The sequence below is a fragment of the Sulfitobacter sp. IGS-18 genome (assembly GCF_059628195.1).
Genome location: NZ_JCAQIH010000003.1, coordinates 295337 through 313050 on the forward strand (window position 1 = coordinate 295337; position 17714 = coordinate 313050).

The 17714-nt window shown below is 62.0% G+C and carries 14 protein-coding genes; 2 read left to right on the plus strand and 12 right to left on the minus strand.

Translation table 11 applies throughout. The features are described from left to right. Positions 1 to 168 precede the first annotated feature (168 nt). The 5 genes from ACWNZ3_RS22045 to ACWNZ3_RS22065 all read right to left on the minus strand — a co-directional run bounded on the left by ACWNZ3_RS22045 (position 169) and on the right by ACWNZ3_RS22065 (position 7497). Entirely contained in the window at positions 169 to 3270 is a 3102-nt protein-coding gene (locus tag ACWNZ3_RS22045) for an efflux RND transporter permease subunit (RefSeq protein WP_496902388.1), read from the minus strand. An 18-nt stretch (positions 3271 to 3288) separates the two neighbouring features. After that, a complete protein-coding gene (locus ACWNZ3_RS22050) occupies positions 3289 to 4425 on the minus strand; it encodes an efflux RND transporter periplasmic adaptor subunit (protein ID WP_496902607.1) in 1137 nt (378 codons plus the stop codon). A 134-nt stretch (positions 4426 to 4559) separates the two neighbouring features. Next, a complete protein-coding gene (locus tag ACWNZ3_RS22055; RefSeq protein ID WP_496902389.1) occupies positions 4560 to 5810 on the minus strand; it encodes a multidrug effflux MFS transporter in 1251 nt (416 codons plus the stop codon). 14 nt (positions 5811 to 5824) lie between these two features. Beyond that, a complete protein-coding gene (locus ACWNZ3_RS22060; RefSeq protein WP_496902390.1) occupies positions 5825 to 6298 on the minus strand; it encodes a MarR family winged helix-turn-helix transcriptional regulator in 474 nt (157 codons plus the stop codon). A gap of 107 nt (positions 6299 to 6405) precedes the next feature. After that, positions 6406 to 7497, minus strand: coding sequence for a cupin domain-containing protein (locus ACWNZ3_RS22065; RefSeq protein ID WP_496902391.1), 1092 nt, complete (start codon positions 7495 to 7497; stop codon positions 6406 to 6408). A gap of 166 nt (positions 7498 to 7663) precedes the next feature. Here ACWNZ3_RS22065 and ACWNZ3_RS22070 point away from each other — a divergent pair, with 166 nt between their 5' ends. Beyond that, positions 7664 to 8329 (plus strand): GntR family transcriptional regulator, encoded by a 666-nt coding sequence (locus ACWNZ3_RS22070; RefSeq protein ID WP_496902392.1) that lies wholly within the window; start codon positions 7664 to 7666, stop codon positions 8327 to 8329. A 46-nt stretch (positions 8330 to 8375) separates the two neighbouring features. On the opposite strand, the gene ACWNZ3_RS22075 is transcribed toward ACWNZ3_RS22070, so the two are convergent. From ACWNZ3_RS22075 to ACWNZ3_RS22085, 3 genes are all read right to left on the minus strand, one after another. After that, positions 8376 to 9029, minus strand: coding sequence for a response regulator transcription factor (locus ACWNZ3_RS22075; protein ID WP_269365381.1), 654 nt, complete (start codon positions 9027 to 9029; stop codon positions 8376 to 8378). After that, positions 9026 to 11146, minus strand: coding sequence for a sensor histidine kinase (locus ACWNZ3_RS22080; RefSeq protein WP_496902393.1), 2121 nt, complete (start codon positions 11144 to 11146; stop codon positions 9026 to 9028). The genes ACWNZ3_RS22075 and ACWNZ3_RS22080 overlap by 4 nt, the downstream gene beginning before the upstream one ends. A 133-nt stretch (positions 11147 to 11279) precedes the next feature. Next, positions 11280 to 12512, minus strand: a complete 1233-nt coding sequence (locus tag ACWNZ3_RS22085) for a surface lipoprotein assembly modifier (protein ID WP_496902394.1) — start codon at positions 12510 to 12512, stop codon at positions 11280 to 11282. A 332-nt stretch (positions 12513 to 12844) separates the two neighbouring features. On the opposite strand from ACWNZ3_RS22085, the gene hemF reads away from it, so the two are divergent. Continuing rightward, on the plus strand, positions 12845 to 13726 hold the full coding sequence (hemF, locus tag ACWNZ3_RS22090; protein WP_496902395.1) for an oxygen-dependent coproporphyrinogen oxidase: 882 nt from the start codon (positions 12845 to 12847) through the stop codon (positions 13724 to 13726). A gap of 18 nt (positions 13727 to 13744) precedes the next feature. Here hemF and ACWNZ3_RS22095 read toward each other — a convergent pair whose 3' ends face one another. The 4 genes from ACWNZ3_RS22095 to ACWNZ3_RS22110 are packed head-to-tail and all read right to left on the minus strand — an operon-like array spanning position 13745 to position 17631. Beyond that, positions 13745 to 14707 carry an ABC transporter ATP-binding protein gene (locus ACWNZ3_RS22095; RefSeq protein WP_496902396.1) on the minus strand — a complete coding sequence of 321 codons (963 nt, stop codon included), beginning with the start codon at positions 14705 to 14707 and terminating at the stop codon, positions 13745 to 13747. Continuing rightward, positions 14707 to 15687 (minus strand): ABC transporter ATP-binding protein, encoded by a 981-nt coding sequence (locus tag ACWNZ3_RS22100; RefSeq protein ID WP_496902397.1) that lies wholly within the window; start codon positions 15685 to 15687, stop codon positions 14707 to 14709. The genes ACWNZ3_RS22095 and ACWNZ3_RS22100 overlap by 1 nt, the downstream gene beginning before the upstream one ends. After that, complete coding sequence (locus tag ACWNZ3_RS22105) at positions 15687 to 16649, minus strand: ABC transporter permease (RefSeq protein WP_496902398.1); 963 nt, start codon at positions 16647 to 16649, stop codon at positions 15687 to 15689. Before ACWNZ3_RS22105 ends, ACWNZ3_RS22100 begins: the two co-directional genes overlap by 1 nt. A 1-nt stretch (position 16650) precedes the next feature. Beyond that, positions 16651 to 17631 carry an ABC transporter permease gene (locus tag ACWNZ3_RS22110; protein ID WP_496902399.1) on the minus strand — a complete coding sequence of 327 codons (981 nt, stop codon included), beginning with the start codon at positions 17629 to 17631 and terminating at the stop codon, positions 16651 to 16653. Positions 17632 to 17714: the final 83 nt, after the last annotated feature.

A 17714-nucleotide genomic window follows, 5' to 3' on the forward strand; every position in this document is an offset into this window, starting at 1 on the left:
GATGGCAAACTCGGAGAGACCAAAGGCGCGCGCAGCAGGCAACGAAATAAATTACATAACTATGCTTATCGGGAATAGATCACATCTTGTCTCGATGTGAGCCTGCCGCATTTTTCAGCCCGGCGATTTTTCAGGCCACCGGACTGAAAAATCTTGATCCCGTCGGCGCTACGCGGCTTTCCTGCCGCGAGTCAGGCGCGCGATGATCACAAAGAAGAACGGCACGAAAAGCACACCGAATATCGTCGCCGCGATGGTCCCTGCCAGAACCCCGCTGCCGATCGCCGTGCGCCCGCCGGATCCGGCGCCGCTGCTCAGCACCAGCGGCAAGACCCCCAGCGAGAAGGCCATTGATGTCATGATGATCGGTCTGAACCGCTGCCTTGCCGCATCCAGCGCGGCTTCGATGATGCTCTCGCCTTCCTGGCGCAGGTCGCGGGCGAATTCCACAATCAGAATGGCGTTCTTGCCGGTCAGGCCGATCACTGTCAGCAGGCCGACCTGAAAGAACACGCCGTTTTCGAAACCGCCCAGCCAGGCACCGGTCAGCGCCCCCAGAACCCCGATTGGCATGGCCAGCATCACGGCAAACGGGATCGACCAACTTTCGTAAAGCGCCGCCAGCGCAAGGAAGATCGCCGCCAGCGAAAGCGCATAGAGCAACGGTGCCTGATTTCCGGATTCCTGTTCTTCAAGCGACAGGCCCGTGGGCGCGATGGCAAAGCCGGGAGGAAGCTGGCTTGCCAGCCGCTCCAGCTCTGCCAGCCCTTCCCCGGTGCTGGCGCCAGCTGCGGGCGATCCCTGCATCTGCATCGCCGGGACCCCGTTGTAGCGGCTTACACCCTGCGGGCCGAAGCTCCAGCTTGCATCGGTGAAATTCGCGAAAGGAACCAGACCACCGCTGGAATTGCGCACGCGCCATTTCTTCAGGTCCGATGGCAGCGCCCGCGCGTCGGCTTCGCCCTGCACATAGACCCGTTTGATGCGGCCTTCGTCGATGAAATCGTTCACATAGCGTCCCGCCCAGGCGATGGTCAGCAGGTTCCCGACGTCACTTGCCGTCACACCCATTGCCCCGGCACGCCGCCAGTCGATGTCCAGATTGAACTGTGCCGCATCTTCCAGCCCGCTTGGGCGCAGCGAGGCGATCAACGGGCTTTGAGCGGCCATGCCCAGCAATTGGTTGCGCGCATCCAGAAGCTGCTCATGGGTCTGTCCGCCCCGCGCCTGCAGGTAGAAATCGAAACCAGACACGTTCCCCAATTCGATAACCGAAGGCGGCACGACCGGAAAGACCATCGCATCCCTGATCTGGCTGAACGCGCCAAAGGCGCGCCCTGCAAGGGCTTGCGCGCTGAGGTTCGGCGTGGTGCGTTCGTCCCAGTCCTTGAGCCGGACAAAAACAAGGCCCATGTTCTGCCCCTGCCCGCCAAAGCTGAAGCCGACAACGCCAAAGACCGATTCAACCATCTCGGTTTCCTGCGTGAGATAGTAATCCTCGACCTGTTTGATCACGTCGAGCGTGCGGTCTGCCGTAGCCCCGGTGGGCGCCTGTACAAGCGTAAAGAGAATGCCCTGATCCTCATCCGGCAAAAAGCCCTGTGGCGTCCGCAGGAACAGCGCGCCCATCGCCGCAATAATTGCCAGATAGAATATCCCGCTGAGGAACGGATGCCGGACGATGCCCCCGACAAGCCCGGTATATCCGCCGCGCAAGCGGTCAAAGCCGCTGTTGAACCATTTGAAGGGACCCCGCTTTTTACCGTGGCCATTGGATTTGAGCAGCGTCGCGCAGAGCGCAGGCGTCAGCGTGAGTGCCACAACGACAGAGAGCGACATGGCCGAAATGATGGTCGCCGCAAACTGTTTGTAGATCACACCGGTTGAGCCGGGAAAGAAGGCCACGGGGACAAAAACCGCTGACAATACCACCGCGATGCCCACCAGCGCGCCGGTGATCTGATCCATCGACTTGCGGGTCGCCTCGACCGGGCTCAGGCCCTCCTGCTCCATGATCCGCTCGACGTTCTCGACCACGACAATCGCGTCATCCACCAGCAAACCGATGGCCAGCACCATCGCGAGCATGGTCAATGTGTTGATCGAGAAACCCAGCACCGCCATCACGCCGAAAGTGCCCAGCAGCACCACCGGGACGGCCAGTGTCGGGATCAGCGTTGCGCGGAAGTTCTGCAGGAACAGGTACATGACCAGGAAAACCAGCACGATGGCTTCCACCAGCGTCTTGATCACCTCTTCGATGGAGATGGTGACAAAGGGCGTGGTGTCGAAGGGCACGACATAGGTGACCCCTTCGGGGAAGAACGCTGCCAGTTCCTCCATGCGGGCTTCCACCGCATTCGCCGTTTCAAGCGCATTGGCCCCGGGTGCCAGGCTCAGCGCCATGCCGGTAGAGGGGTTGCGGTTGTAGCGCGAGATGGTGGCATAGCTTTCCGCGCCGATTTCGACCCGTGCCACGTCATTGACCAGCACCAGCCCGCCGTCGGTTTCTGCGCGCAGCACGATCTGGCGAAAGTCCTCGGGTGTGCGCAACAGCGATTGCGCCGTGATTGTCGCGTTCAGTTGCTGTCCCTCAACCGACGGCAGTGAACCAAAGGCCCCTGCGGAAATCTGCGCGTTCTCGGCAGAGACGGCGGCAACAACATCGCCGGGGGTCAGTTCGAATGCCGCCAGTTTGGCGGGATCCAGCCAGATGCGCATGGCATATTGGGCACCAAATACCTGGACACTGCCCACCCCCTCGACCCGGCTGAGTTCATTGACCAGGTTGGTGGTCAGATAATCACCAAGATCGGTGGCGTCGAGCTTTCCATCTTCGGAAATCAACCCGATCACCATCAGGAAGCCGGAGGAGGACTTCTGCACCGTCACGCCTTGCCGTTGCACGACCTCCGGCAGCAGTGCGGTGGCCTGGGCCAGCTTGTTCTGGACCTGAACCTGCGCGATATCCGGATCGGTCCCGGTCTCGAAGGTCAGGGTCACGCTGGAGCTGCCGGAAGATGTCGAATTGGACGAGATGTATCGCAGCCCGTCCAGCCCGGTCATCTGCTGTTCAACCACCTGGGTGACGGTATTGGCCACCGTATCGGCAGAGGCACCCGGATAGGCCGCATTGACCGACACCGTAGGCGGCGCGATCTGCGGATATTGCGCAACTGGCAGGGTCAGGATGGACAGGATGCCCACGCCCATGATGAAAATCGCGATGACCCAGGCAAAAATCGGTCGGTCGATGAAAAAACGTGCCATGGGTTTCCCGGCTCTTGATTATTCGGTTTGTGTTGCCGCGGGTGCGGCGGGCGCATCCCCGGATGCGGCTGGCGCAGCGGCGTCAGGCTCCTCCGGTGTGACGGTGGCACCCGGGCTGGCCATCTGCAGCCCGACCGTCACGATCCTGTCACCCGCATTCAGCCCGTCCGAGACCACCCAGTCACCGCCCATGTCCTGCACAACGGTCAGCTGCCGCGCCTCCACCACGTTTTCTGCCCCCACCACCATGGCAACGGGCTGCCCGCGCCGGTTGCGGCTCACGGCCTCTTGCGGCACCAGGAAAACCGCCTTTGCGATGCGTGTCGGCATTTCCACCTGGACATACATGCCCGGCAACAACAGCTTGTCGGGGTTGTCGAAAGACATGCGCAGAACCACGACGCCCGTCTGTTCGTTCACATCCGGCTCTGCCGCAGTCAGCCTGCCCTTCTGGTCATAGACACTGCCGTCAGCCAGGGTCAGGCTGACCTCGGCCATGCTGTCTCCCATCCGCGCCCCGGCATTGCCACGCCGCCATTCGATGATTTCTGCGGCGGATTGGGTCACATCGACATAGACGGTATCTATGTTGCGGATCACAGCCAGCGGGCTGGCCTGACTGGCCGTCACCAATGCGCCCTGACTGGTCAGCGACCGGCCGATCTCTCCCGACAGGCGGGCCTTGATCTTTGTCCTGTCCAATTCGATCTGCGTCGCATTCAGCTGCGCGCGGGCGGCCTGCAACCCGGCCAGGGCGGAATCCCGCGCCGCAATTGCCGCATCAAGCGCTGCGGTGCTGGACACATTGCGCGAGGCGAGCTCCTGCTGGCGGACTTCTTCCTTTTGCGCCGCGTTCAGCTGCGCCTGGGCCTGTGCAACGGCGGCCTCAGCCTGTACCACTGCCGCCTGATAGCTTGCCGGGTCGATGGTATAAAGCACATCACCCGCTTCGACGCGTCCGCCTTCCTGGAACAGCCGGTCCGTCACAATCCCGGCGACTTGCGGGCGCACCTCCGCCATGCCGGAGGCCACGACACGCCCCGGCAATGTGGTGGTCAGGGTCAGGTCCTGTGGCTGAACGGTCTGCACCGTGACGGTGGGGGGCGGCCTGCCCTGCTGTTGCGCGGCCAGGGGAAAACCGGCCAGGGCCAGCATCACGAACAGGGGCGTCAACAGCCGAAGAATATGGATCGAAGGCATGGTATCAGGTCCAGTCGGGTACTTTATGGATGTGTTATGATTTAATTGGCGCGCTGCTTCAATGCAGCAAAGCATGATGGATCCAGAGCCTAGCGGTCCGGCCCGGTGACCGGGGCCGTTCTGGGGCCCATCGGTCCGGCACCGCCGGGCGGGGGCGTGGATCTGTCATGCATGATCACATTGGTACGCCGATGCAGGAAATAGGCAAAGCAGGCCGTTGCCCCCATCGCCGGGATCAGCAGCCCCATCGCAAGTACCGCATTCCCAAGGAGCGCCCCCAACGTTCCCACAAAGAGGCCAGAGCCCATCTGGATAAAGCCCAGCATCGCTGCCGCCGCGCCCGCCTCGCGCCGGAACGGGGCCAGCGCGACGGTCGACATGTCGGGCATCACGAATGCGATGCCAAAGGCATAGATTGCAACCGGGATCATCACATGCAGGAAACTGGGTGGCCAGATCAGCAGGCTCATGGTCCCCAGGCTGCCAAGGGCAATCAGGGCAAGGCCAATCGGGACCAGCCGTTTGGCGCTGAATCTGTTCATCAGGGCGCGCATGATCAGTGATGCTGTAAAGAAGCTGCCCGATTGGGCCAGCATCGCCAGGCCGAACTGCTGTGGTGTCAACCCGACCTTGTCGATCAGGATGAAGGGCAGGAAGGTCGCCTGCGCATAGATTGCTCCCAATGCGCCACCGATCACCCCGGCGGCGGTCAGGAACTGACGGTTGCCAAGCAGCATCCGGTAACTGCGCCCCAATGCGCGGAGGTTCAGGCGCGACAGATCCCGTTCAACGGTTTCCTTCATCCACAAGAGCACCGCCATGATCGCGCCCAGGCCGATCAGGGTCATGACCACGAACAAGGACCGCCAGCCAAACACCAGCAGCATCAGCCCGCCAAGGGTCGGGGCCAGCGCGGGCCCAAGTGCCAGGATAATCCCGATCAGATTCATGATCCGCGAGGATTTTTCATCCGTGAACAGATCGCGTACCAGAGCACGCGATATCGCGACACCCACCGACGCACCGACGCCCTGTGCGAACCGGGCAAGGATCAGCATCTCGACCGTGGGTGCCAGCATCGCCAGCACGCTGGCGGCACAATAAAGCAGCAGAAACGCAATTGTGACCGGCCTGCGCCCCAGCGCATCGGACAAGGGCCCTGCAACCAGCTGCGCACAGGCAAACCCCCCGAAATAGAGTGTCAGCGTCAGCTTGATCACGGATTCGGACGTTCCGAAAGCGGCCACCAGTTCGGTCATTGCCGGCGTGTACAGCGCCATCGAAACCGGTCCGATGGCCACCAGGCAGGCCCCGATGAAGCTGACGCGCCTCTCACTCATGATCGGCGCGGCGGTCATTCCGACACCATCTCTGAATCGCGCACACTGCGCGGCTCTTCCAGGTTGCCGCGCACTTGCAGGCACACAGATTTGAAGGCCGCGAAATCCTCCGCCTTCACCCCGGCAAAGGCGATCGTCCGCGACCGTTCCCCGGCGATCTGTATCTGTTCCAGTATCTGCCCCGCCTCCGGTGTCAGACGGGCAATCTTGGCGCGCCGGTCCTTGGGGTCCGCGCAGCGTTCGATCAGGCCCGCGCGTTCCAGCCGGTCCAGAAAAGCGGTGACACTCATCGGGGCGCATCCCAACCTCTCGGCCAGGTGATGCTGGCGCATGCCGCCGCAGACCGACATATGCGCCAGAACCCGCGCCTCTGCGGCCGTCACACCGATCTGCGCGCGTTCGATCTCACGCTCGAATGCAAGCCGCATCAGGCGGGCAGTGGTGCTGACCAGGAATCCCGGTGAATCGGGGTCAATTTTCGGAGCCATGGAGGCAGTCGCCATATACTAAGGTTAGCTTATTATATGGCGAACATATTTTCTGCACCGCAGAAGTCAACGGTGCCGGCGATGTTTTTCTTGCCCCACCCCGCCGTTCAAAGCAGCGTGGTGTTGAAATCACCGCGCAGCGCAACTTCGAGCAGCTCCAGATCTTCCGAACACTCGCGGTATTGCGACACCATGCCCGGCGGGATCACAAAGGCATCTCCGGGCTGCAGGTCGCGGTCTTCCTGGCCTTCGGCGCTCAGCGTCATGCTGCCTTCCATGACAAAGGTGAAATGGATGTCGGCGTCATGTTTTGCGGGCACTGTCGTGCCACCGTCAGAGCGCACCACCTGAATGCCCGCGACACCCCTGGTTCCTTCGGCGATCCCGGTGTCACGCATCGTGAACCCCGGAATGCGGAAGGGATGCCAGCGCGCGCCTTCCTTGACGTGGTGCACAAACCGCTGCCCGTCCCATTCGCGTGCCGGGTCGCCCTTGCCATTGGGCAGGGTAAAGTCGTGGTCGATGGTGGTGACATGTTCCGCTGGCACGCCGATCTCGATCACTTCGATCTCGGCAGAGGCATGCATGACCCGGTGCCGGATGCCCGGCGGCTGTGTCACGCAATCGCCTGCGTGCAGGCGGATCACGTCCCCCTGATGCTCATAGAGCACATCAACCCACCCCTTGTAGCAAAAGATCAGCTGAAACCCGACGGTGTGGTAATGCACCATGTCCGGCACCGGACCGCCGTCGGGGATGCGGATGTGGCTGGCGATGATCGACCCACCCAACCGCGTCGGGATCAGGTCGCGGTAATGCATCCCGGCGCGGCCGATGACCCAGGGGGCCTCGTCCCGCAGGCGGCGCACGGCGAATTCATGCTGCGTTACGGGTCGCTCGACCACAGGTGACAGGGGCACCACGTCGATCACCGTGCCATTTGGCGCGGTCAGCTGGCGCTGTCCTTCGGCGAAATCCTCCGGCGCGTCGGTCAGGATGCGCAACCGCCCCGGCGGCACATCGGCCCCCTTTTCAATCCGCACCCGCAGACCATGACCCGAAAAGCTGGCGACGGAAGGATCGTCTGCGGGAAAGATGTTCTCAAGCCTCATCCCCAGTGTCTTGGTGAAAAAAGGCAGATCGTCGCGCAGTTCCTGCGTGGGCAAAAGCACTTCGGCCAGGATTTCGGAATTCGGCATTTAGCGTCCTTTGCTCTGTCCACGCTTGGACCTTAGAAATTGTCGGCTGCCATCCCTGGCCGCTGACATGGTGGTTTCAATATTCAGAATACTGTATTCACTTTTAACTTTCCTGCAACCTCTATTTGCGCCATGTTCGGGACAACACCACCATCAGGAACCGCAGATGCCGACACCCCAATTCGACCGCCCGCTGGCCCTCAAGGATCAGGTCTACCGGATTCTGCGCGACCGCGTGCGCCAGGGAGATCTGACGCCACAGGACCGGCTGGTCGACGCGACACTGGCGCGCGACATGAACATCTCACGCACCCCGGTCCGCGAAGCGCTGCAACTGATGGTCCATGAAGGGCTGCTGGACACGACCACCCGCGGTTTCAAACTGTCTGAACTCGACCAGACAGAGGTTGGTCACCTGTTCGAACTGCGCCTGCTGCTGGAACCAACGGTCGCGGCCAAATCCGCGATGACAAGCGACCGAAAAGGCGCCGACCGGCTGGTCGCCTGTATCGCACAGGCCAGCGAAACGGCGGATGATGCAACGCCTCACCGCTTCAACGCGGCGATCTACCGGTTCTTCGAAATCCTCACATCACTCTGCGACAACCGGGTGATGGCGCAATCGGTACTGCTCTATCACGACAGGCTCGCGCAACTGCGGGCCCACATGATGGCCGACCCGAAGCATCGCGCGCTGGCAGCCGAAGGGTACATGTCGGTCGCAAATGCCATTGCTGCAGGTGACGCCGCCACAGCGCAGGAGGCATCTGAAAAACATATCCGCATCGGCATCGCAACCTGTCGCACCCTGGGCCTGATGTCGAAGATATGAGATTATTTATCGAGGGATTGGCAGCCACGCGGTATGAAATACCTGACTATCGTGGCCTGTCCCCGGTCAGCAGACCCAGGCGGGCCGCCTGATAGGCGGCTTCGGCCCGGCTTGAAATGTTGAGCTTGCGATAGATCGACTTGATGTGGCTCGACACCGTACTGGGCGCCAGTTCAAGCGCGCCTGCCACGTCCGAAACCCGCAACCCGCGGCCGACCAGCGAAAGCACTTCCGCTTCGCGCCGGGTCAGCGTCGCATTGTCATCCACGCTCGGCCCTGTCTGGCGAAAATGATCCATGACGCGCCGGGCAATCGCTGGTGAAAGAGGCGGTGTGCCGTCAGGTATCTGCCGCAGATGGCTTGCGATCAGGTCGGGCGGATCGCTTTTCAGAAGATAACCGTCGGCCCCCGCTGACAAGGCCGCCACGATCGCGCTGTCGCTGCCCATGGCAGTTGTCACGATGGCCGTCACATCATCCTGCGTTTGATCCAGCTTGCGCAACACGCCATAGCCGTCACCGTCCGGCAGCTGCAAATCCACCAGCGCGAGGTTGAACTGATGCCGTTCACACAGAAAGAAGGCCGTGCGCATGTCGGCCGCTTCCAGTATCTCCGCATCGGTAAAAATTCCCGACAGGATGGCTGTCATGAATGCCCGGCTTTGTGCCACATCTTCGACGATCAGTATCTTTTCTATCACATTGCAGCCTGTGCCATTTCCGAGCGGGTATAAACATCGAGCGGCAGGCTGACATTGATGCGCATACCCTTTGGCAGGCGCCGGAACTGGATCGTGCCACCAATGGTCCTGACCCGTTCTTCCATGTTGTCCAGCCCTGCCCCGCGATCAACGTCCTCCGTCTCAAATCCGTGCCCATTATCGAGAAATTCCAGGCGCAACATATCCTCTGATAAGGTGAGATTTACCGTCACTTCCGTTGCGCTGGCATGTTTGATGATGTTGCTGGTGATCTCACGGGTCAGCGACCGCAGGGTATTGACCATCAGGAACGGCACCTGCGTTTCCGAAACCTGGGACAAATCCTCAAGAGAGGCGGCCGGCCAGTTCAGGGTGATGCCATGCACCTCCAGCCTGTCAGCCATCTCTGCCCTGACGTCGGCAGTGGTATCGGACAATTTGTAGTTCGACCGGAAACCGTCGCTGATGATCTGGCGCAAATCGGTCAGCGTATCGCGCAGCAGCCCGTCCTTGCGCGACCCTTCGGCGGCATGCAGCGCGCTGAGCAACTGCGCGCCAATATTGTCATGCACATCGCGGCTGATCCGGTCCCGTTCGACGCTGACACCACGTTCATAGGCAAGGTGACTTTCGCGCACCACGCCATGCATGCGGACAAGCGTCGCCGCGGCCGCCACATCCGCGGAGCTGAACAACCGCCTGCCCCCGGACGCATAGCGCATTCTGCGCCCGGCAACACCCGTCAGCGCAGGCAGAAGCAGCGCCACGCCATTCTCGGCGATACACACGGTCTCCGGCGCATTCTCCAGCACTTCGATCTGTGCGGCGGGGGAAAAGGTCTCCTGCAAGAGCGCGTCCCAGCGTTCGTTCTGCAACCGCTGGGTGGGTGCCAGCGCCACATCAATCACCTCCGGGATCATGCCGGAGGCCTGTGGCACCTTTGTTCCGAAAAGCCGCACCAGCAGCAACTGGCGTAGCGGGAAATAGAGGAACCCCCCGATCAGCAGCGCCAGCGAGAGCGACGCCCAGGGCTGTTCGCGCAGCCACAGCAGCAGCACCAGGTCAGTGGCAAAAATCAGCACCGCACCGGCAAGCCAGACCCAGACGTAATAGGCATAACGATCCAGCTCGAAGACCCGCCAGCGGATGATGCCCAGGGCCAGCCCAATATGCATCAGGTTGAAAAAGCCAAAGGCATAGGCTTGCGGGATGAAACCCGAGTCCGCGATGCCAAGCGCGGGCGGCAACACCGACAGCGACACGAACAGCGAAACGCCCACCAGCGAAAACAGGAAGAACCAGCGCAGCCCTGCCCGGCTGAGCGGATCGCGCCGCGCGCGCCACCATTGCACCACGCCAAGAACAAGTGCCACCAGGGTCTGGGCTGGCACCACCAGGTTCAGCCAGATGTCGGTGCCGACATACATCAGATCCAGCAGGATCCCGGTGCCAAAGACCACCAGGGGCAGCAACAGCCAGCGTGGATGGAACAGCGGCTTTGGGTACATCAGGAACAGCCCGACCAGCGCGATACCAAAGGATCCCGCCCCGAAATGGTTGGTTTGCGACAGCAACTTGAAGACGTCACCCGGCAAGGCGATCTGACGGGTCGAATAGACCGATGCCGCAATGGCGAATACCGGCACGAAAAGCCCGGTCAGGGCAAACATCCTTGCACCCCAGTCCTCGCGCCGCAGCGACATCACCCAGCCCGCCACCAACAGCGCCAGAATGCCGACCCCTTGCTGGAACCAGAAAGGAAACGGCAGATCGCCGATCTGTCGCGGACGCGGGGTGAATACCCCGGTTTCCGTCACGCCATCGGAAAGCATGTAGGTGACGGATACGTCCGGCTTGGTCAGCTGCGCCGCGATCAGGTCCTGCCTGGCGAAAAATGCCGTCATCCGGGGGTAGGTGCCGAGGAAATCCGGCTCGCTGATCAGATCTGTTTCCTCCAGCACCACATCGCCCACGACTGTCGGCGTCGCCCCCTGCGGAAGGTCAAGGTAGGGTCGGTCGATGGACAACAGCACCGCAGAGCTGGTCAGGATCAGGGCAATCATCGCTGCTGTCAGCATGATTGCGGTGGGGGACAGACGATACAGGAACCTGGACATGTTTTGTGCTCACACGCTAAGGGGCATTGCAAAGACGAGTTCGGTTTTTCCCGGTCTGGTAGAATGGGCGGAACGGGGGCGATTTCGAACTATCGTTATGTTAATTAAATAAAAAAACAACATCTTTGTGACCCTAGAAACGACGGGTCAGGCCAAGCGAAAGATACCGGTTGGTGTAATCCGCCAGCGGGATGTTCGAGCGGTTCCTCTCGATCCCGAACTGAACCTCGGGGGCAAATCTGCCAATGCGAAAATCCCTGTGATAGACCCGCAGGTCGACCGCAATCTTGCGATCGCTGCGCGCGGCACCGAACAGCCGGCTGACGCCGGTGCGGTCATCGGTTTCCCCGCGCAGGGTCAGGCTGGTCATCAACCCGCCGTCAAAGGCATAAAGCCCGCTTACGCTCAGCCCACGCCGCAGGCCGTCGGTGGTCAGCTGGTCGGAATCGTTGTTTTCGACAAAGCCGGTGAAGGACAGTTGCGCGTTGCCCCCGATGGCATGGGCATATCCGACCGACAGGAACGTCCGGTCGATATCCGCCAGCCCGCGCTTGCGAAAGGACCGCGACAGCTCGCCCCCCAGCCGCAATGTTCCCGCGTTTCCGATCCGCCGCGCGTGGTTGAGATAAAGTCCAAATGTCTCGGAATAGGGCCGGTCCGCAGAACGCCGCGTGCCCATCAGGATACCGCCATCCCAATAGCGTCCTTGCGGCGTGGTGAAGGCCAGACCCGCCCGCCCGGTCACCTGATAATCCCGCAAGGCGACTTCCGGATTGTACTTGAGATAGGCATCCAGCGAAAACCGCGCCTTCAACCCCTCGCCGATTGTCGGCCCATAGCTGAACCCCGTGGTCACGATGGTGCTGACCGTGGCCTTGCCGATTGCTGTATCGTCCAGGGTCAGCGGCAGACCCCCGATCACAAGCACACGGTCCTCCGTCTGCTTGGTCCCGTTCGATTCCGGCCGCAGGTTGAAACTGAAATACCCCGACCAGACCTGCCTCGCCTCAATCGCGCCGATCATCCGCGTGACGATCTGCCTTTCCTGCGGCGTCAGGTTCGCACCACGCAATTGTTCAAGGTGGAACTTTGCCCGCCCGTCGCGACCCAGCCGGAACAGCGCCAGCGCCAGTTCAAAGCGGTATTTCTTGTTGCGCGGCTGTGCCGAGACCAGCCGTTCCACCAGCGGCAACGCCTGCGCGTGCTGACCCGCCTGCACAAGGCGCACCGCTGCCAGCCAGGTTTCATCCTGCGATTGCTGGGCGCGGACCGGCGCACCGCAAAGCACAAGGCAAAAGGCACAAAGGACCCCTGCCCGGCTCAGGATCCGGGTCAATGCTGCTAAAGTCATGACCGGCAAGCGCATGACGTTCCGGGAAAGCTCAATGTCAAACCATGAAAGAAATTCACACCCAATCCCCCGACGGCGTGCCGCTGTTGGCCCCCGCATCCAAGAAGCCACGCGAAATCCTGCGGCCTTGTCCGTTTTTGGCCAATTCCCCGCCTCATTCACTCCCCTCAACAGGGGAGACGCCTGCGCTAAGCGTTTGAAATGCCGTGTTTGAGGATCAGGCAGGGAAAGCTGCGACAAGATGCCAGCCCCTGCAGGCCCTTTCGCGCCCTGGTGCAGGGTGGTAATGGTTTTATCCGCCATCGCACCGATGTTACGTTGGCGCAAACAGTTCAGGTGCCACATTCATGACAGAGAATTTTCAGGCGGAGAAAACCCAGGCCGCAGCCTGGTTTCGCCAGTTGCGCGATGACATCGTGACCGCCTTCAACGGATTGGAAGCGCGGCAGCCCGGCCCGACCCCTGCCGGACAATTCGAAGTCCGCGCCACCACCCGCACTGCCGATGACGGATCGGACGCAGGCGGCGGTGAAATGAGCGTGATGCGCGGGGGCCGCGTGTTCGAAAAGGTTGGTGTCAACATTTCGACCGTCTTCGGCACCCTGGGCGAGCGGGCGCAGACAGCGATGGCGGCCCGCAAGGGCCTGCCGGGGATGAAGGAGGATCCACGCTTCTGGGCCTCTGGCATCAGCCTGGTGGCGCATATGCAAAACCCACATGCCCCCGCCGTCCACATGAACACCCGCATGTTCTGGACCCCGCATGCCTGGTGGTTCGGCGGCGGCGCCGACCTGAACCCCTGTATCGAATATGCCGAGGACACCGCCCATTTCCACGCCGAGATGAAGCGCGCCTGCGACCCGCATGGCTCCGCGCTTTATGACGAGCTGAAAGCCTGGGCGGATGAATATTTCTATATCCCGCACCGAAAACGCGCGCGCGGAGTTGGCGGCATCTTCTATGATGATCGCAACACCGGTAACTGGGACGCGGATTTCAAGCTGACACAGGACGTGGGCGCCGCTTTCCTGCCCGCCTTCCTGCCGCTGGCGGACAAGCGGCGCGAAACCCCGTGGGACGACGCGGATAAGGACATGCAGCTGCGCCACCGGGGGCTCTATGCGGAATATAACCTTGTCTATGACCGCGGCACGAAGTTCGGGCTGGAAACCGGGCACGACCCTGACGCCGTGCTGATGAGCCTGCCGCCGATGGCGAAATGGTACTGACCCCTTAGGGACAGGCCCCTACTCGGCCATGTGGCAGGCAACCCGCGCGCCGCGCAGGGCGCGCATTTCGGGCCGTTCCTTGCGGCAGATGTCCTCTGCCAACGGGCAGCGCGGGTGATAGGCGCAGCCCGGCGGCGGGTTGATCGGATCGGGGATTTCACCCTTAGGCGGATCAACCTCGCATCCGAATTCACCCAGTTTGGGCGCGGCCTCCAGCAGCATCTGGGTATAGGGATGCTTGGGGTCGTCGAACAGTTCGTCCGGTGCCGCCTCTTCCACCAATCGGCCCAGATAGAGCACCCCGACCTTGTCGGAAATATGCTGCACTACGGTCAGGTCGTGACTGATGAACAGGTAGGTCAGCCCCAGATCGTCCTTGAGGTCGCTCATCAGGTTCAACACCTGCGCCTGCACCGACACGTCGAGCGCCGAGGTCGGCTCATCACAGACAATCAGCCTGGGCTCTGACGCCAGCGCCCGGGCGATACAGATGCGCTGACGCTGCCCGCCGGAAAACTCATGCGGAAACTTGCCCGCGTCCCGGGCCGAAAGCCCCACCTGCTCCAGCAGCTTTTCCGCCATGCCCTTGGTCTCGCCCCCGCGCGCCGCGACGGGTTCCACGATGATGTCGCGCACCCGCCAGCGCGGATTGAGCGAGGCATATGGGTCCTGAAAGATCATCTGGATATCGGCGCGCACCGCATCCACGCGGGCGGCATCGCGTTCGCGGGCCAGGTCCACATCGCGGATCTTGACCGACCCTTCGGTGGGCGGCAGCAACCCCACGAGGATCTTGCCGATGGTCGATTTCCCCGAGCCGCTTTCGCCCACCAGCGCATAGACGCTGCGTTCCTCGATGTCGAAGCTGACATCGCTGACGGCCGTCAGAAACGCCTTCTTTCGACGCTCCACCACCCGGTTGAGCCAGGGTTTGGATACGTCGAAGATACGGGTCAGATTTGCAACCGATACCAGTGCCATCATGCCACCTTTGCGTCATGGGGCAGCGGAAACCAGCATGCGGCGCCATTGCCGTCGGCCAGATCCGGGCCAGGATCGGCGCTGCATTTGTCCTGTGCATAGGGGCAGCGGGGATGAAAGGCGCAGCCCGACGGCAGCGCATCCAGCCGGGGCATCGCACCGGGGATCTGGTGCAACCGTGCCTTCCCACGCGAGGCCAGCGGCGTCGACCCCATCAGCCCGTCGGTATAGGGGTGGCGCGGCGTGGTCAGCACGTCGCGCACCGGGCCAAGCTCGGCCAGTTTGCCCGCGTACATCACCGCCACGCGGTCCGCCGCCTCGGCTATGACACCCATGTCGTGGGTGATCAGCATGACAGCAGTGCCCCGTTCGCGGCAAAGCGATTTCAACAGCGCGATGATCTGCGCCTGCACCGACACATCCAGCGCGGTTGTCGGCTCATCCGCGATGATCAGCGACGGCTCTGCGCACAGAGCGAGCGCGATGACCACGCGCTGGCGCATCCCTCCGGAGAATTCATGGGGATAGGAATTGATCCGCTCCCGCGCGCCGGGAATGCCGACTTCGTCCAGTGCCGCGACGGCGCGTTTTTCCGCTTCGCTGCGCGACACGTCTAGGTGGGCCAGGATGGTTTCCGTCAACTGGTCGCCGATGCGCAAGAGCGGGTTGAGCGAGGTCAGCGGGTCCTGAAACACCATCCCGATCTCCTTGCCCCGCAGGCGGCGCATGGCGTCCCCCTTGAGGTGGTCGATGCGGGTGCCGCCCACGTGGATCTCCCCTTTGGCGATGCGCGCGGGCGGCGACAGCAGGCCGATCACCGCGTTGCCCGCCATGGATTTCCCCGCGCCGGATTCACCGACGATGCCCAACACCTCGCCCCGGCCGATGTCATAGCTGATCCCGTCCACGGGCCTCAGGATCCCGTGGCGGGTGGGAATTTCGACCGTGAGGTCGCGGATCGAAAGAATGGGTTCGCTCATCACCGCAACCTCGGGTTCAGCGCGTCGCGCAGCCAGTCGCCCAGCAGGTTCACCGACAGCGCCAGCGCCAGCAATGTGACCGCCGGGAACAACAGGATCCACCATTCACCGGAGAACAGGAAGCCTTGTCCGATGCGAATGAGCGTGCCGAGCGAAGGTTGCGTGGGCGGCGCGCCGACGCCCAGAAAGCTGAGCGTCGCTTCGGCGATGATCGCCAGCGCCAATGAGATCGTGGCGATCACCAGCACCGGCGAGAGCACGTTCGGCAGGATGTGACGCACCATGATCGCGGGCGACCGCCGCCCGATCAGCCGGGCGGCCTGCACGTATTCCTTGTTCTTCTCCACCAGCGTGGCGCCCCGCACCACGCGGGCAAACTGCACCCAATCGGACAGGCCGATGGCGATGATCAGCACCCAGATCGCCATCTGGTCGCGGTGCTCTACCGGGGTGACCCCCTTGGCGATGCCAAAGATCAGCATCGCGACCAGGATCGCCGGAAAGGTCAGCTGCACATCCGCAATGCGCATGATGATTGTCTCTGTCCAGCCGCCGACATAACCCGCCAGCAGGCCAAGCGTGATGCCGAGGATCATGGCAAACAGCACCGCTGCGGCCCCGACAAAAAGCGAAATGCGCATCCCGTAAAGGATCGTCGAAAACACGTCGCGGCCCTGATCATCCGTGCCCAGCCAGAATGTATCGCCGGTAAAGGCATTCGGTGTCATCGGCCGGGAAAAGCCGTTCATCAGGTTCAGCGATGCCGGATCGAATGGATTGTAAGGTGCCACCAGCGGGGCAAAGATGGCGGCAAGCACCATGATCACCACCACGGCAAAGCTGATGATCGCCACGGGTGAGCGTTTGAACGTGTAGAAAAAATCGCTTTGCAGGGCGATGCTCAGCCGCGACGGGTCTTTGACCGCGAGGGGCATATCGGGGGGTACTTGCCTGTCCGTCATCTCAATGCCCCTTTGTCCGGTCCGCCCGCAGGCGGGGATCAATGGAGAAATACAGCAGGTCCACAATCAGGTTGATGCCCACAAACATGACGGAAATCAGCATCAGATATGCGGCCATCACCGGGATATCGACGAACTGGATCGCGTTGATGAACAGCAGGCCGACGCCCGGCCACTGGAAAACGGTCTCGGTGATGATGGCAAAGGCGATGATGCTGCCCAGCTGCAGGCCGGTGACCGTGATCACCGGCACCAACGTGTTCTTCAGCGCGTGGCGAAAGTTCACCGCCCGCTCCCGCAGCCCCCGCGCACGGGCAAAACGGATATAGTCCTGGCGCAGCACCTCCAGCATCTCGGACCGCACCAGGCGCATGATCAGAGTCATCTGGTAAAGGCCCAGCGTGATCGAGGGCAGGATCAGCGCCTTGAGCCCGGATTCGGTGAGGAACCCGGTGGTCCAGCCACCCACCCGCACCGTTTCGCCGCGCCCGAAGCTGGGCAGCCAGCCCAGTTCGACGGAGAACAGGTAGATCAGCAATATCCCGATCAGGAAGGTCGGCAGGGAGACCCCGATCAGCGACAGCGACATGATCGCATTGGCGGCAAACCCCTCTCTGCGGATGGCGGTGAAGACACCCAGCCCGATGCCCATGAAAATGGCGAGAAAGCCCGAGACTGCCGCCAGTTCCAGCGTGGCCGGGGCGCGTTCAAGCAGGATGTCGGCCACGGGCCGCCCCTGCCGGTAGCTGATGCCAAAGTTGCCTTGCACGGCGTTGCCGAGAAACTTGACGTATTGCACCGGGAACGGCTGGTCGAGACCCAGCTGGCCGCGCAAACGGTCGATGTCGGCCTGGGTGCGCTCCTGACCCAGCATGTTGTCGATGGGGTCCCCGACGAAGCTGAACATCGAAAAGGCCACCAGCCCCACGACCAGCAGGACGAGGGCAGATTGCGCGATACGTTGGATGATGAAAGCAAGCATTGATCGAGTGGACTATCTGTGAAGCCGGAGGTCAAGGATTACACGGCGGAAGCCGGGAATTTGCCGGAATACGCAACCCCGCT